Here is a 14828-nt window from a genome sequence, read left to right on the forward strand (position 1 = left end):
CCTGGAGGATTACCATGACTCATCGCCTCACGCGCGCCGCCCTGACGGCCGCTCTTCTGGCCTCTGCCGCCATGCCGGCTGCTGCAGACCAGGTATTCAACCGTATTGCCAGCTTCCCCGTCGCTCAGAACCTGCCTGCGGACAAGGACAAGTTGACCCAAACCTCTGCCGAAATCATCACGGCCAGTGAAGACGGCAACATGCTGATCTATTCCGACAGCCCGCTTGGTGGCATCGGTTTTGTCGACATCACTGACGCCAAGGCTCCCAAGGCTGCCGGCGTTCTGATGATGGATGGCGAGCCGACTTCGGTTGCCGTTGCCGGTGGCAAGGTGCTTGTTGGCGTCAACACATCTGAAAGCTTCACCAATCCGTCCGGTAACCTCGCCGTTGTCGATCTGGCTTCGAAAGCCGTTGAAGCAACCTGCGACATTGGTGGTCAGCCTGATTCTGTCGCTGTATCGCCCGACAAGAGCTTTGTGGCGATCGCCATTGAGAACGAGCGCGATGAAGACCTGAACGACGGTGAGCTCCCGCAGATGCCTGCCGGCGATCTCGTCATCGTTTCCTTGAACGATGGCGTTGCCGATTGCGGCGGCCTGAAGCGTGTAGCGCTGACGGGTCTCGCACAGGTGGGTGGTGACGATCCGGAGCCGGAATTCGTTGCCATCAATAGCCTCGGCGAGATCGCTGTGACGCTGCAGGAAAACAACCATATCGCCATAGTCGACGGCAAGACTGGCGACGTCACCTCGCATTTCTCCGCCGGCCAGGTGGATCTGAAGGGCATCGACACCAAGACCGACGGCGCCCTGACATTTACAGGCTCCAAGGACGGCGTCGTGCGCGAGCCGGACGCCTTGAAGTGGCTTGATGACGACCGCTTCGTCATCGCAAACGAGGGGGACTATGAAGGCGGGTCGCGTGGCTTTACCATCTTCAACAAATCGGGCGAAATGCTTTACGAGTCCGGCCCGTCACTCGAGCATGAGATCGCTTCCATCGGTCATTTCCCGGATCGTCGCGCCCGTTCGAAAGGCATAGAGCCTGAAGGCCTGGAGGCCGCAGCCTTCGGTGACACGAAGTACTTCTTCGTTCTCTCGGAGCGCTCTTCCATCGTTGGCGTCTACAAGGACACCGGCGGCGAGCCGGAACTCCTGCAGCTGCTGCCATCGGGCATCTCTCCGGAAGGTGCCGTTGCAATCCCCGCGCGCAATCTGTTCGCTACAGCGAATGAGGTCGACCTCGGCGAAGATGGTCTCCCACGTTCTCATGTCATGCTCTACGAGCTTGCGGAAGGCGAGGCCGCCTATCCGATGATCCGGTCTGTCATGGTCGATGGCGCACCGATCGGGTGGGGTGCTCTTTCCGGACTGGCCGCCGATGCCGAGAAAGCCGGTACGCTCTATGCGGTCAATGACAGCTTTTATGGCATGCAGCCCCAGATCTTCACGATCGACGCAACGCAGAAGCCTGCCATGATCACTTCGGCTCTGCCGATCACCCGTGGCGGTGCCGCTGCACAGAAACTTGACATTGAAGGCATCACTGGAGACGGCAAGGGCGGCTTCTGGCTGGCCTCGGAGGGGCGTACCGACCGTCTGATCCCGCACGCGCTCTACCACGTCGACGCCAAGGGCGAGATCAAGCAGGAAATCGCGCTTCCCGCCGAACTCCTGAACAATGAAATCCGCTTCGGCTTCGAAGGGGTGACCATGATCGGCGAAGGCGACGATGCGACGCTTTGGATGGCCGTTCAGCGCGAATGGGCCGATGACGCCAAGGGCACCGTCAAGCTCGTTTCCTACAATATCAAGTCGAAGGAGTGGGGCGCTGTCCGTTATCCGCTCGAAGCTCCGGCGGAAGGCGCCTGGGTCGGTCTGTCAGAAATCACCGCCCATGGTGACTATGTCTATATCGTCGAGCGCGACAACCAGGTGGGCGAAAACGCCAAGCTCAAGAAGCTATACCGCGTTGCCATCGCCGACCTGAAGCCGGCCAAGCTCGGCGGCGAACTGCCGATGGTCGCAAAGGAAGAAGTCCATGACTTCGTTCCCGATCTGAAGGCCGCCACCAATGGCTATATCGTTGACAAGCTGGAAGGCTTTGTCTTTGACGCCAGCGGCAAGGCTTTTGCCGTGACCGACAATGACGGCGTCGATGACTCCTCCGGCGAAACCCTGTTCTGGGAAGTCAACCTAAAGGGCACCAACTGATCGGTTGACTGACGGCTGAAAGAAAAGAGGCCGGGTGATCGCTCCCCCGGCCTCTTTCTTTTGTGTCTATCCGTTTCCACGCCTTACCAGCGCTGATGCACATGGGGCGCAATCAGCCGCTCATAGGTTTCGCGCGCCGCAGTCATGACATCGGCTGAAAGCGGCGCAAGGTCTGACGCTGCAGCATTGGCCTTGGCCTGCTCGCTATTGCGCGCACCCGGGATCACGACCGTGACGGCCTCATGCATGAGGATCCAGCGCAGCGCAAATTGCGCCATGGAAGCCCCGTCAGGCACAAGCCTGCGGATTTCCTCGACGGCAGCGAGGCCGGTTTCGAAGGGAACGCCGGCGAAGGTCTCCCCCACATCGAACGCCTCGCCATTCCGGTTGAAGTTCCGGTGATCCTCGCTGGCGAACTGCGTCTGTGCGTTGATCTTGCCCGTCAACAATCCGCTGGCGAGCGGAACGCGGGCGATCACGGCGATATTCTTGCGCTTGGCTTCCTGGAAGAACAGCCCCGCCGGGCGTTGCCGGAACATGTTGAAGATGATCTGGACTGAAACAACACCCGGATACTCGATCGCCTTCAGCGCTTCTTCAACCTTCTCGACTGACACGCCGTAATTCTTGATCTTGCCGGCCTTCTTGATCTCTTCCAGACCCTCGAACATGTCCGGACGATAATAGACTTCGGTTGGCGGGCAGTGCAGCTGAACAAGGTCGAGGCAATCGATCTCCAGGTTCTTCAGTGAACGGTCAATAAAAGCCTCGATATTCGCTTTTGTGTAGCCATCGGCTACGTGCGGATTGAGCCGTCGTCCGGCCTTGGAGGCCACCATGGAGCGTTCTCCGCCACGGCTCTTCAAAACATCGGCAATGATTCGTTCCGAGCGCCCGTCGCCATAGACGTCTGCCGTATCGATGAAGGTCATGCCGGCATCAAGGGCCGCGTTGAGGGCAGCGCGTCCATCGGCTTCCGAGACGTCGCCCCAGGAACCGCCGATCTGCCAGGCGCCAAAACCGATATCGCTGACAGTAAAGCCGGTCTGGCCGAATTGATGATGTCTCATAGTCTGTCTCCCATGTTTGCGGTTCCAGCTAACAAGTGGAGCGCAGAACGGCAAGGATCAACTTGTCTGATGATCCGCCAACCCTCCGGCAACGAAATGGGTGGCACAGGTAAACTGAGCTGAGATGGGTGAAAAAAGATATGGCGAAGATGATTCGCAAGGCAAACCTTCCGACCAAGACCTGTCCGGCCTGTGGCCGTCCCTTTGCCTGGCGCAAGAAATGGGAGCGGGATTGGGACAATGTCGTCTACTGCTCCGAGCGATGCCGGAGGGAGGGAAAAACCGTAAAGCCAAAGCCGACGTAATGGGGAGACCATGGTCGACCTTAGCCCTGTCCTCCGGGTGCTGCCCGACCGTCCTCTTGTACCGGATCCTTGCATGACCGCGTCACCGCCCATCCCAGAAAGCCGCTATGCGATCTATGCCTTGCCGGCACTGCCTTTGGCAGCAATCGCCCTGCCATTTTACATTGTCCTGCCGACATTCTACGCCGACAACTTCGGTCTTTCGCTTGCGGCAATCGGCACCCTTCTTCTGGTCATTCGCATGATTGACGCCGTCACCGATCCGCTGTTCGGCTGGCTTTCCGATCGGGTGCGCTCGCGCTACGGCAGACGGCGTTTCTTCTTTCTGTTGTCACTGCCGCTGACCGCTCTGTCCGCCTTCATGCTGTTCTGGCCCCCGGTCGATGCCGGTCTCATCTATCTGGCGGGCTGGGGCGTTGCCCTTTCGATCGGCGCCACCTGGACTTTGCTGCCCTACACCGCTTGGGGGGCAGAGCTTGCGACCGGCTATCAGCAACGGGTCCGGCTGTCCGGCTGGCGCGAGGGTGCAACCCTGATCGGATCGCTGCTCGCGATCACTCTGCCTTTTGTCGGCGGTCTGGACACGGCGGAAGGCTTCCATGGAATGGCCTGGGTTGCCGTCTTCATCGCAGTTGTTCTTCCACTTGCGGGAAGTCTGGCTTTCTGGCGGGTTCCCGAGCCGCTTGATCGCTCCACCCGCGTGCTCGGACTGAAGGAGAGTGCTACCCATCTCTGGGCCAACAAGCCTTTCCTGCGGCTGGCGCTCGCCTTTCTGCTCAACAGCTTTGCCAATGCCATTCCGGCATCGCTGTTCATCTACTTCGTCGGCCAAAGGCTTGGCGTGCCCGCATTGCAGGGCCCCTTGCTGTTCACCTATTTCCTCTGCGCCATTGCCGGCGTGCCGTTGGCAGTCATCGTCGCCAAGCGATTCGGGAAGCATCGGGCCTGGTGTTATGCCATGCTGGCGGCCTGCGCGATTTTCTCAGTCGCCGGATTTCTGGGGGAGGGGGATGTGGTCCCCTTCGCCATCGTCTGCGTGACAACAGGCTTGCTGCTCGGTTTCGACCTGACGCTGCCGCCGGCAATCCAGGCAGATGTGATTGACAACGATACGGCGCTTTCTGGCGAACAACGCTCTGGCCTCTACTTTGCCGCCTGGAGCTTCATCACCAAGTTTTCCGTGGCGCTGTCGGCGGGCGTCGTTTTCCCATTGCTCGATTTCGCAGGCTTCATTGGCGATCAATCTGCGGCCCAGACGCCGGCAGCCCTTGATGCGCTCTCCACACTCTATGCCTGGCTCCCAATCTTGCCAAAACTGGCAGCGATTGCGATCATGTGGAAGTTTTCTCTTGATGAAAACGAACAGCAGCGACTGAACGGTCTGATTGCCGCGCGCCAGCAGGCATAGCGAACCCTAGAGATGAGCGTGCGATGCTGTCACAAGGGAAAGAATGGTGGGCGATGAGAGACTCGAACTCCCGACATCTTCGGTGTAAACGAAGCGCTCTACCAACTGAGCTAATCGCCCGTGCGCCTTGCGGATCATGTCCGCCGCGTCGGTGGCTGTGATCTATGCGGATCGGAAAAAAACCGCAAGACCGTTTCTCGAGATTTTTTCTTTTTTTTCTTTGTCCACATGGGCGTGAACGAAAAGAAGCCCGCAATATCGGGGCTTTGTGCCTGCGGCGGGTTGTCGCGATGAGGTGCGGTCCGCATGGGTGAGGACAGCCTTTAGGGATAAAAGCAGCTTGGTCATTGTTTTGTCTTGAAAGCTGCTTGACACTACCAAACGAACCCCTTAGTTAGCCGCTCATCGACCGGCGAGCCCGGTTGGTCGGGGCCCTCGGTCCCTGTGGAAATGCGCGGGTGTAGCTCAGTCGGTTAGAGTGCCGGCCTGTCACGCCGGAGGTCGCGGGTTCGAGCCCCGTCACTCGCGCCAGTCCAAAAACAGCGGGAATGTTGGGCTGGAAAGCCCCACAAAGCAGGGAATTCCCTGGAAATGCGCGGGTGTAGCTCAGTCGGTTAGAGTGCCGGCCTGTCACGCCGGAGGTCGCGGGTTCGAGCCCCGTCACTCGCGCCACTTTTCTTCTCCAAAGCGTACGAGCAAGCATCGGTCGTCAACGTTGCGTCGATTTAACGCGACAGCATTTTCACCCACTGGTAATGTGTCGCAGGGTAACGGGTGAAAAGGCTTTGGTTGGACTTGCGCTGATTTGCTGCGTGCGCTAACCACGGCTCGATGTAACACTCTTTTCGGCTTGTCGGCTCCGCCCTAAATGCTTAGCAGCATTCAAGACAAGCAGGGATGGATATGATGACTGAACTCCTCAGCTCCTACATTCCGATCGCTATTTTTATCGGTCTCTCTCTGGTCATCGGCCTGGCGCTGCTGATCGCTCCGTTTGCCGTGGCCTACAAGGCGCCCGACTCGGAAAAGCTGTCCGCTTATGAATGCGGTTTCAACGCCTTCGACGACGCGCGCATGAAGTTCGACGTTCGCTTTTACCTGGTGGCGATCCTCTTCATCATCTTCGACCTGGAAGTGGCCTTCCTTTTCCCCTGGGCGGTATCTTTCAGCGAAATTGGCTGGTTCGGTTTCTGGTCGATGATGGTCTTCCTCGGCGTGCTGACGGTTGGCTTTATCTATGAATGGAAGAAGGGGGCGCTCGAATGGGAGTGATCCAGTCCGACGCGACGCTTGTTGCGCCGCAGGCCAAGGGCATTATCGATCCGAACACCGGCAAGCCGATCGGTTCGGACGACGCCTTTTTTGGCGAAATCAACAACGAGTTGGCCGACAAGGGTTTTCTTGTCACATCGACTGACGAACTCATCAACTGGGCGCGCACCGGCTCCCTGATGTGGATGACATTCGGTCTTGCCTGCTGCGCTGTTGAAATGATGCAGATGTCGATGCCGCGTTACGACGCAGAGCGTTTCGGCTTTGCGCCACGTGCAAGTCCGCGTCAGTCCGACGTGATGATCGTGGCCGGCACGCTGACCAACAAGATGGCGCCTGCGCTCCGCAAGGTCTATGACCAGATGCCGGAACCGCGTTACGTGATCTCGATGGGTTCCTGTGCCAATGGCGGTGGCTATTATCACTATTCCTACTCGGTAGTCCGCGGTTGCGACCGCGTCGTGCCTGTCGACATTTATGTGCCGGGCTGTCCCCCCACGGCGGAAGCGCTGCTTTACGGCGTGCTTCTGCTGCAGAAGAAAATCCGGCGCACCGGTACGATCGAGCGGTAAGGCAAAGGGACAACAAGAATGAGTGAAGCCCTGAACGAGCTGGCCTCCTACATCAAGGAAGTGCGCGGCACCCTGATCGAATCGAGCGAGATCCGCTTCGGTGATCTGACGCTCACGACGACGGCTGGCAATCTGATTGCATTGCTGACATTTCTTCGTGACGATGTGCAGTGCGGTTTCGTCAACTTCGTGGATATCTGCGGCGTTGACTACCCGACCCGCGAAGACCGCTTTGATGTCGTCTACCATCTGCTGTCGCCGCGTCAGAACCTGCGTGTCCGCGTGAAGGTGGCGACCGGTGAGGGCAAACCTGTGCCCTCCGCCTGCTCGGTCTATCCGGGTGCAGACTGGTTCGAGCGCGAAGCCTGGGACATGTACGGCATTCTGTTCACCGACCACCCGGATCTCCGCCGGATCCTCACCGATTACGGCTTTGAAGGTCACCCGCTTCGCAAGGACTTCCCGACAACCGGTTTTGTCGAAGTGCGCTACGATGACAACGCCAAGCGTGTCATCTATGAGCCGGTCGAGTTGAAGCAGGAATTCCGTAATTTTGATTTCCTTTCGCCCTGGGAAGGCACGGATTACGTGCTGCCCGGAGACGAAAAAGCGGCGAAATAGTCATTAGGGAATAGGCAGTAGCCACTAGAAAAGAAGGAGCACGCAGACGACGATCAACTCCTACCAGGATCTGAAGGTGTGGCAACGCGCGATGGATCTTGCGGTAGAGAGCTATGAGTTGACCAAAGACTTTCCGCGGGAAGAGGTGTATGGCCTTGTCTCGCAGATCAGGCGGGCGGCAAGTTCGGGCCCCGCCAACATCGCGGAAGGGCATGGTCGAAATGCGACGGGTTTATTTGTCCAGCATTTGAAGATTGCTCAGGGTTCACTCAAGGAGTTGGAGACACATTTTATTCTGAGTTCGCGCCTCGGATTTGTTCCCAAAGATCAAATCGGTGATTTGATGATAATGAGCGAAGAAGTCGGAAAAATGTTGAGATCGCTGATCCGCAGCTTGCAGGAAACACGGAATGGTAGACCCACTGAATAATGTCCTACTGCCTACTGCCTACTGGCTATTGGCCTTACGGCGCGGAGCGCACTGATGACAGAACACAATGTCCGCAACTTCAACATCAATTTTGGTCCGCAGCATCCAGCGGCACACGGCGTCTTGCGCCTTGTTCTCGAACTCGATGGCGAAATCGTCGAGCGTGTTGACCCGCATATCGGACTGCTGCATCGCGGTACCGAAAAGCTGATCGAAACCAAGACCTACCTTCAGGCGCTGCCCTATTTCGATCGTCTCGACTATGTCGCGCCGATGAACCAGGAACATGCCTATTCTCTGGCTGTCGAAAAACTGCTGGGGATCGAAATCCCGATCCGTGGCCAGTTGATCCGGGTTCTCTACTCGGAAATAGGGCGTATCCTGTCGCATCTTCTGAACGTGACGACGCAGGCCATGGACGTTGGCGCGCTGACCCCGCCGCTCTGGGGCTTTGAAGAGCGTGAAAAGCTGATGGTATTTTATGAGCGCGCCTGCGGCGCACGCATGCATGCCGCCTATTTCCGCCCCGGCGGTGTGCATCAGGATTTGCCCCACGAACTGGTCGAAGACATTGGCAAGTGGTGCGACCCCTTCCTGAAGACGCTTGACGATATCGACGATCTTCTGACCGGCAACCGTATCTTCAAGCAGCGTAACGTCGACATTGGCGTGGTGAGCCTCGACGACGCCTGGGCCTGGGGCTTCTCCGGCGTCATGGTTCGTGGTTCCGGTGCTGCCTGGGACCTGCGCAAATCGCAGCCTTACGAGTGCTATGCCGATCTCGATTTCGATCTGATGGTGGGCAAGAACGGCGACTGCTACGATCGTTACCTTATCCGCATGTTCGAGATGCGGGAATCGGTGAAGATCATGAAGCAGTGCGTCAACCGCCTGCTTGGCAATGCGAAGACGGGTCCGGTGTCGTCGCTTGACGGCAAGGTGGTTCCGCCGAAGCGTGGCGAGATGAAGCGGTCTATGGAAGCACTGATCCACCACTTCAAGCTTTACACCGAAGGCTATCACGTGCCGGCCGGCGAAGTTTATGCGGCGGTTGAGGCCCCGAAGGGTGAATTCGGCGTCTACCTCGTCTCTGATGGCACCAACAAGCCCTATCGATGCAAGATCCGCGCTCCGGGTTACGCCCATCTGCAAGCCATGGATTTCCTGTGCCGTGGCCACCAGCTTGCGGACGTGTCTGCGATCCTTGGATCACTCGACATCGTGTTCGGGGAAGTGGACCGCTGATGAGAACGCTGGCCGCCATTTCGCTCTCCGTGTTGCTGGCGTCTCCCGCGCTTGCGCAAGTGAGCGAGCAGACCACGGCCGGTGAATCGACCATGGCGGCACTGGTACAGCAGGGCTACGAGATCAAGACTTCGTCTGCCAGTGGTTCGAAGCTGATCGTGTTCCTGCAAAAAGATAACTCGGTCTACGTCTGTGAATTCACGTCTTTGACGGTTTCCAGGTGTGGTTCCATAAACTGAGACAAGGCGTGAGGAAGTATGTCCGTTCGTCGACTAGCCGAAGACCAATTCCAGCCAACAGGCTTTGCGTTCAATGCTGAAAATGCAGCCTGGGCGGATGCCACGATCCGCAAGTATCCAGAGGGCCGTCAGCAATCGGCCGTCATTCCTCTGCTGATGCGCGCCCAGGAGCAGGAAGGTTGGGTCACCAAGTCCGCGATCGAATATGTTGCGGAAAAGCTGGACATGCCTTACATCCGTGTGCTCGAGGTTGCGACCTTTTATACGCAGTTCCAGCTGAAACCGGTTGGAACGCGCGCCCATGTCCAGGTCTGCGGCACCACGCCCTGCATGCTGCGCGGGGCAGAGGACCTGATCAAGGTCTGCAAGTCCAAGATCCATCCGGAACCCTTTGAGCGGAATGCCGAGGGGACACTGTCCTGGGAAGAGGTCGAATGTCAGGGCGCCTGCGTCAATGCGCCGATGGTGATGATCTTCAAGGACGCCTATGAAGACCTGACGCCGACACAGCTCGAACACATCATTGACCGGTTCCAGGCTGGTAAGGGTTCTGACGTCAAGCCAGGTCCGCAAGTTGACCGTATTTATTCCGCACCAGCCGGTGGTCTGACGTCGCTTACGGATTCGATTACGCCGATCCGCTTCAACGACGCGGAAGTGCCAGGGCCTGCTGCACCGGAAGCGCCCGCCAACGCCGCCAAGCCGGTGACGGATGCGCCGGAGACGGACCCGAAGCTCAAGACGCCAGCGACAGACAAGAAGGCGGCAGCGGCCAACACCAAGGTGAAGGGCGACAATGTCGAGCTTGCACGCTCCGACAAGCCTTCCCTTGAAGACAAGAACCGCCCGGCTGGCATCGAGCGGCCGGAGACCCCGGATGATCTGAAGCTCATTTCGGGAGTCGGACCGAAAATCGAGGCAACACTGCACAGCCTCGGCATCTACAAATTCGAGCAGATAGCCAAATGGAAGAAGGCGGAGCGCGAATGGGTTGATGGATATCTCAAGTTTTCCGGTCGCATCGACCGTGATGACTGGGTGAAGCAGGCCAAGGCGCTCGCCAAGGGTGGCGAAGCTGAATACATCAAAGTCTTCGGCAAGAAGCCGCGCTAAGGGGTAGGATATGCTCAAGGATCAGGATCGAATCTTTACAAATATCTACGGCCTCAAGGACAAGTCCCTGAAAGGCGCAATGGCGCGTGGCCACTGGGACGGCACCAAGCAGATTCTCGAAAAAGGTCGCGACTGGATCATCAATGAGGTCAAGGCATCCGGCCTGCGCGGTCGTGGTGGCGCTGGCTTCCCGACAGGTCTGAAATGGTCCTTCATGCCGAAGGAGTCGGATGGCCGCCCGCATTATCTCGTCGTGAATGCAGACGAATCCGAGCCCGGCACCTGCAAGGACCGCGAGATCATGCGCCATGATCCGCATACCCTGATCGAAGGCTGCGTAATTGCCTCCTTCGCCATGGGCGCGCACCACGCCTATATCTATGTCCGCGGCGAATTCATGCGCGAGCGTGAAGCGCTTCAGGCCGCGATCGACGAGTGCTATGACTACGGCCTGCTCGGCAAGAACAACAAGCTTGGTTACGACATCGACATCATCGTCCACCATGGCGCCGGCGCCTATATCTGTGGCGAAGAGACGGCACTTCTCGAAAGCCTCGAAGGCAAGAAGGGCCAGCCGCGCCTCAAGCCGCCATTCCCTGCCAATATGGGCCTCTATGGCTGCCCGACGACGGTGAACAACGTCGAATCGATCGCTGTCACACCAACCATTCTTCGTCGTGGTGCTGGCTGGTATTCGAGCTTCGGCCGTCCCAACAATGCGGGCACCAAGCTGTTTTCGATCTCCGGCCACGTCAACCGTCCCTGCACGGTTGAGGAATCCATGTCGATCACCTTCCAGGAACTGATCGAGAAGCATTGTGGCGGCATCCGCGGCGGCTGGGACAACCTGCTCGCCGTCATCCCGGGCGGTTCCTCGGTTCCTTGTGTGCCGGGCGCGCAGATGAAGGACGCGATCATGGATTACGACGGTCTGCGCGAGCTGGGCTCCGGCCTCGGCACCGCCGCTGTCATCGTCATGGACAAGTCGACGGACATCGTGAAGGCGATCTGGCGCCTCTCGGCCTTCTACAAGCATGAAAGCTGTGGCCAGTGCACGCCTTGCCGCGAAGGTACCGGCTGGATGATGCGTGTCATGGAGCGCATGGTGAAGGGTAATGCCCAGAAGCGCGAAATCGACATGCTCTTCCAGGTGACCAAGCAGGTGGAAGGGCATACAATCTGTGCGCTGGGTGATGCTGCAGCATGGCCGATCCAGGGCCTGATCAAGCATTTCCGCCCGGAAATGGAAAAGCGCATCGACCAGTATACCCGCAATGCGATCGCGCATGGCGTGGTGATGGAAGCAGCTGAATAAGGGGCGAGCCGATGGCTGGCACGAAGGGTGAGAAAAACGAAGGCAAGTCGGTGGATCCGGCAGACGTCGGTTTTGTCTCCGACGTGTTGAAGGATCTGCCGAGCATGCCTCTTCATCCCTTGCTGGTCCATCCGACAGCGGCCATGGCGACGGCCACGGTCATTGGTCTGGGTCTGGCGACCCAGCTCAGTTCCGCTTGGCTGGGTTCCATGCAGGGTGCTCTTGATGCCTCGAAGCGTTTTGCGAAGCGTCTTGAGGAAGAGGGGAGCGCTGAACAACGCGATCCGCAGCAGGCATCGGGTCCTGCAGAAGATGCCGCCGTGGCTGCACCAATAGTGAAATCGGTTGGGGCGACAGCACCAAAAGCCAAGCCTGCAAAACCGGCTGCCCCGGCAGCAGCAAAGGCAAAGCCGGTGAAAGTTGGACCGAAGGTTGCTGAGCCTGCGACCGAAAAGACAGCAAAGGCAGCAAAGGCATCTTCGGCCAAGGTTGCTGTTGCAAAGAATGCTACATCCGCTAAACGCTCCGGCAAGATGAGTGACTTGAAGATCATTGACGGCATCGGGCCGAAGCTGGAGCAGATGCTGAACGGGAAGGGCATCCGGACAGTCGCCGAAATGGCGGCCTTGACGGAGGCAGAAGTTAAGTCGCTCGATAGCGAGCTTGGTCTTGATGGTCGCGCTTTACGCGATGATTGGGTTGGCCAAGCCAAGGCACTGTGTGGACGCAAGAAGTAACAGGAGAAGATTCGGCTCTGGGGGAGGGCGGTGTCTTCTAAGAATGGTGATCAGGCCAGCGGTCGCATCTGGATCGCAGCCAGAAGGGATTAAACGGCGGGATCGATCCACGTCCTTGATTGGACCGAGACCGTTTGCTGGCTCCTTGAGGGGCCGGTGCAATGCGCGTTGCGCGTGAGGCAGGAAGGCGAATATGGCAAAGCTGAAAGTCGACGGTAAAGAGATCGAGGTTCCGGATCATTTCACGCTATTGCAGGCGTGCGAGGAAGCCGGCGCCGAGGTTCCGCGCTTTTGTTTCCATGAACGACTGTCGGTTGCCGGTAATTGCCGGATGTGCCTTGTCGAGGTGAAGGGTGGCCCGCCGAAGCCGGCTGCCTCCTGCGCCATGGGCGTGCGCGACATCCGTGGCGGTCCGAACGGCGAACTGCCGGAAGTCTACACCAATACGCCGATGGTCAAGAAGGCCCGCGAAGGTGTCATGGAATTCCTGCTGATCAACCATCCGCTGGACTGCCCGATCTGCGACCAGGGCGGCGAATGCGACCTGCAGGATCAGGCCATGGCCTTCGGGATCGATAGCTCGCGCTACACCGAGAACAAGCGCGCCGTCGAAGACAAGTATATCGGCCCGCTGGTCAAGACCGTGATGAACCGCTGCATTCACTGCACGCGCTGCGTCCGCTTCACCACCGAAGTTGCGGGTATCGCCGAGCTCGGCCTGATTGGTCGTGGCGAGGACGCCGAGATCACCACCTATCTCGAGCAGGCCATGACCTCGGAGCTTCAGGGCAATGTCGTGGATCTTTGCCCGGTCGGCGCCCTGACTTCCAAGCCCTTTGCCTTCACGGCCCGTCCTTGGGAGTTGAACAAGACCGAGTCCATCGACGTCATGGATGCGCTTGGTTCTGCAATCCGCGTCGACACGCGTGGCCGCGAAGTGATGCGCATCATGCCGCGCATCAATGAACAGGTGAACGAGGAGTGGATATCCGACAAGACCCGCTTCATCTGGGATGGTTTGAAGACTCAGCGTCTGGATCGCCCCTACGTGAAGAAGGATGGTCGTCTGCAGGCTGCAACCTGGGCAGAAGCCTTCGCTGCCGTGAAGTCTGCCGTGTCGGCGACGACCGCCGACAAGATCGGGGCAGTGGCCGGTGATCTGGCTTCTGTCGAAGAAATGTATGCCCTGAAGTCGCTGATGGCGTCCCTCGGTTCGGTCAACATCGACTGTCGCCAGGACGGAACCGCACTTGATCCGTCGCGCGGCCGGTCAAGCTATCTTTTCAACACCGGTATCGAGGGTATCGAAGCCGCTGACGCAATCCTGATCGTCGGTGCAAATCCGCGTTATGAGGCCGCTGTTCTCAATGCACGCATCCGCAAGCGGTGGCGCCGCGGTGGTCTGGCAATCGGTGTAATCGGCGAGGGTGGTGATCTGCGCTACCCTTACGAATACCTTGGTGCTGGCACTGAAACCCTGGCGGATCTTGTTGCGGGCAAGCACGCATTTGCCGAAGCGCTCAAAGCCGCCAAGGCTCCGATGATCATCATCGGGCAGGGTGCATTAATGGGCGACGCCGGCAATGCCGTGCTGGCGAATGCAGCTTCACTGGCAGTCTCCGTCGGTGCCGTCACCGATGAGTGGAACGGCTTTGCCGTTCTCCACACTGCAGCAGCCCGAGTGGGCGGTCTTGATCTCGGCTTTGTGCCGGGCGAGGGCGGTGTGAAGGCACGTGATATGCTGTCGGCACTTGATGTTGTCTTCCTGCTCGGTGCAGATGAGCTGGATTTCTCTGGTAAGTCGGCCAAATGCGTCGTCTATATCGGCTCGCATGGCGACCAGGGAGCGCACAACGCCGACATCATTCTGCCTGCAGCGGCCTACACTGAGAAGTCGGGCACCTGGGTCAATACCGAAGGTCGCGTCCAGATGGGCAACCGCGCAGCATTTGCTCCGGGCGATGCCCGCGAAGACTGGGCCGTTCTTCGCGCTCTGTCCGATGTCCTCGGCAAGAAACTTCCCTATGATTCGCTCGCTCAACTGCGTATGAAGCTCTATGCCGATCATCCGCATTTCGCCGAAATCGACGAAGTCGCTGCTGGTTCGAGTGCCGATATTGCTGCACTGGCGAAAAAACCCGGGAAGATGGGCAAGTCTGTGTTTGCGTCGCCGATCAAAGACTTCTATTTGACGAACCCGATTGCACGCGCGTCGGCCGTCATGGCCGAATGCTCGGCATTGGCCCGCAATAATTTCCAGGCTGCGGCAGAGTAAGGCAGGGAAC

General features: G+C 58.5%; 14 protein-coding genes and 3 tRNA genes. 15 read left to right on the forward strand and 2 right to left on the reverse strand.

The features are described 5' to 3' along the window. Positions 1-14: 14 nt before the first annotated feature. Positions 15-2216 (forward strand): esterase-like activity of phytase family protein, encoded by a 2202-nt coding sequence (locus FE840_RS11415; protein WP_138289121.1) that lies wholly within the window; start codon positions 15-17, stop codon positions 2214-2216. Between the two features lie 83 nt (positions 2217-2299). Here the strand turns inward: FE840_RS11415 and FE840_RS11420 are convergent, their stop codons facing one another. Next, positions 2300-3286 (reverse strand): aldo/keto reductase, encoded by a 987-nt coding sequence (locus FE840_RS11420; protein WP_138289122.1) that lies wholly within the window; start codon positions 3284-3286, stop codon positions 2300-2302. Positions 3287-3426: 140 nt separating this feature from the next. Here FE840_RS11420 and FE840_RS11425 point away from each other — a divergent pair, with 140 nt between their 5' ends. Next, on the forward strand, positions 3427-3591 hold the full coding sequence (locus tag FE840_RS11425) for a DUF2256 domain-containing protein (protein WP_138289123.1): 165 nt from the start codon (positions 3427-3429) through the stop codon (positions 3589-3591). A gap of 73 nt (positions 3592-3664) precedes the next feature. Next, positions 3665-4999: an MFS transporter gene (locus tag FE840_RS11430; RefSeq protein ID WP_138289124.1), complete on the forward strand. Its 1335-nt coding sequence runs from the start codon at positions 3665-3667 to the stop codon at positions 4997-4999. 44 nt (positions 5000-5043) lie between these two features. Here FE840_RS11430 and FE840_RS11435 read toward each other — a convergent pair. Then, positions 5044-5119: transfer RNA gene (locus FE840_RS11435), tRNA-Val, on the reverse strand. A 334-nt stretch (positions 5120-5453) separates the two neighbouring features. Between FE840_RS11435 and FE840_RS11440 the strand changes: the two genes are divergently transcribed. The 12 genes from FE840_RS11440 (at position 5454) to nuoG (ending at position 14818) form a co-directional block, all read left to right on the forward strand. Beyond that, positions 5454-5530: transfer RNA gene (locus tag FE840_RS11440), tRNA-Asp, on the forward strand. Positions 5531-5594: 64 nt separating this feature from the next. Beyond that, positions 5595-5671 (forward strand) — tRNA-Asp (locus tag FE840_RS11445). Positions 5672-5905: 234 nt separating this feature from the next. Continuing rightward, on the forward strand, positions 5906-6271 hold the full coding sequence (locus FE840_RS11450) for an NADH-quinone oxidoreductase subunit A (RefSeq protein ID WP_138289366.1): 366 nt from the start codon (positions 5906-5908) through the stop codon (positions 6269-6271). Further along, complete coding sequence (locus tag FE840_RS11455) at positions 6262-6843, forward strand: NuoB/complex I 20 kDa subunit family protein (protein ID WP_138289368.1); 582 nt, start codon at positions 6262-6264, stop codon at positions 6841-6843. Before FE840_RS11450 ends, FE840_RS11455 begins: the two co-directional genes overlap by 10 nt. 18 nt (positions 6844-6861) lie before the next feature. Next, complete coding sequence (locus FE840_RS11460; protein WP_138289369.1) at positions 6862-7464, forward strand: NADH-quinone oxidoreductase subunit C; 603 nt, start codon at positions 6862-6864, stop codon at positions 7462-7464. A 91-nt stretch (positions 7465-7555) separates the two neighbouring features. Then, positions 7556-7894: a four helix bundle protein gene (locus FE840_RS11465; RefSeq protein WP_138289480.1), complete on the forward strand. Its 339-nt coding sequence runs from the start codon at positions 7556-7558 to the stop codon at positions 7892-7894. A gap of 54 nt (positions 7895-7948) precedes the next feature. Further along, positions 7949-9139, forward strand: coding sequence for an NADH-quinone oxidoreductase subunit D (locus FE840_RS11470; protein ID WP_138289371.1), 1191 nt, complete (start codon positions 7949-7951; stop codon positions 9137-9139). Further along, positions 9139-9378, forward strand: coding sequence for a hypothetical protein (locus FE840_RS11475; RefSeq protein ID WP_138289373.1), 240 nt, complete (start codon positions 9139-9141; stop codon positions 9376-9378). The genes FE840_RS11470 and FE840_RS11475 overlap by 1 nt, the downstream gene beginning before the upstream one ends. Positions 9379-9396: 18 nt before the next feature. Beyond that, a complete protein-coding gene (locus FE840_RS11480; RefSeq protein ID WP_138289375.1) occupies positions 9397-10491 on the forward strand; it encodes an NADH-quinone oxidoreductase subunit E in 1095 nt (364 codons plus the stop codon). 10 nt (positions 10492-10501) lie between these two features. Next, on the forward strand, positions 10502-11806 hold the full coding sequence (gene nuoF, locus FE840_RS11485) for an NADH-quinone oxidoreductase subunit NuoF (RefSeq protein ID WP_138289376.1): 1305 nt from the start codon (positions 10502-10504) through the stop codon (positions 11804-11806). Positions 11807-11817: 11 nt separating this feature from the next. Continuing rightward, entirely contained in the window at positions 11818-12543 is a 726-nt protein-coding gene (locus FE840_RS11490) for a 5' DNA nuclease (protein ID WP_138289378.1), read from the forward strand. Between the two features lie 193 nt (positions 12544-12736). After that, a complete protein-coding gene (nuoG, locus tag FE840_RS11495) occupies positions 12737-14818 on the forward strand; it encodes an NADH-quinone oxidoreductase subunit NuoG (RefSeq protein WP_138289380.1) in 2082 nt (693 codons plus the stop codon). The last annotated feature ends 10 nt before the right edge of the window (positions 14819-14828 follow it).

The sequence above is a fragment of the Peteryoungia desertarenae genome, assembly GCF_005860795.2.
GTDB classification, from domain to species: Bacteria; Pseudomonadota; Alphaproteobacteria; order Rhizobiales; family Rhizobiaceae; genus Allorhizobium; species Allorhizobium desertarenae.

What these genes read in the sequence shown, in the direction of transcription:
- FE840_RS11415 (WP_138289121.1), top strand. Translation starts at nt 15, where the DNA reads ATGACTCATCGCCTCACGCGCGCCGCCCTGACGGCCGCTCTTCTGGCC.
- FE840_RS11420 (WP_138289122.1), bottom strand. Translation starts at nt 3,286, where the DNA reads ATGAGACATCATCAATTCGGCCAGACCGGCTTTACTGTCAGCGATATC.
- FE840_RS11425 (WP_138289123.1), top strand. Translation starts at nt 3,427, where the DNA reads ATGGCGAAGATGATTCGCAAGGCAAACCTTCCGACCAAGACCTGTCCG.
- FE840_RS11430 (WP_138289124.1), top strand. Translation starts at nt 3,665, where the DNA reads ATGACCGCGTCACCGCCCATCCCAGAAAGCCGCTATGCGATCTATGCC.
- FE840_RS11450 (WP_138289366.1), top strand. Translation starts at nt 5,906, where the DNA reads ATGACTGAACTCCTCAGCTCCTACATTCCGATCGCTATTTTTATCGGT.
- FE840_RS11455 (WP_138289368.1), top strand. Translation starts at nt 6,262, where the DNA reads ATGGGAGTGATCCAGTCCGACGCGACGCTTGTTGCGCCGCAGGCCAAG.
- FE840_RS11460 (WP_138289369.1), top strand. Translation starts at nt 6,862, where the DNA reads ATGAGTGAAGCCCTGAACGAGCTGGCCTCCTACATCAAGGAAGTGCGC.
- FE840_RS11465 (WP_138289480.1), top strand. Translation starts at nt 7,556, where the DNA reads ATGGATCTTGCGGTAGAGAGCTATGAGTTGACCAAAGACTTTCCGCGG.
- FE840_RS11470 (WP_138289371.1), top strand. Translation starts at nt 7,949, where the DNA reads ATGACAGAACACAATGTCCGCAACTTCAACATCAATTTTGGTCCGCAG.
- FE840_RS11475 (WP_138289373.1), top strand. Translation starts at nt 9,139, where the DNA reads ATGAGAACGCTGGCCGCCATTTCGCTCTCCGTGTTGCTGGCGTCTCCC.
- FE840_RS11480 (WP_138289375.1), top strand. Translation starts at nt 9,397, where the DNA reads ATGTCCGTTCGTCGACTAGCCGAAGACCAATTCCAGCCAACAGGCTTT.
- nuoF (WP_138289376.1), top strand. Translation starts at nt 10,502, where the DNA reads ATGCTCAAGGATCAGGATCGAATCTTTACAAATATCTACGGCCTCAAG.
- FE840_RS11490 (WP_138289378.1), top strand. Translation starts at nt 11,818, where the DNA reads ATGGCTGGCACGAAGGGTGAGAAAAACGAAGGCAAGTCGGTGGATCCG.
- nuoG (WP_138289380.1), top strand. Translation starts at nt 12,737, where the DNA reads ATGGCAAAGCTGAAAGTCGACGGTAAAGAGATCGAGGTTCCGGATCAT.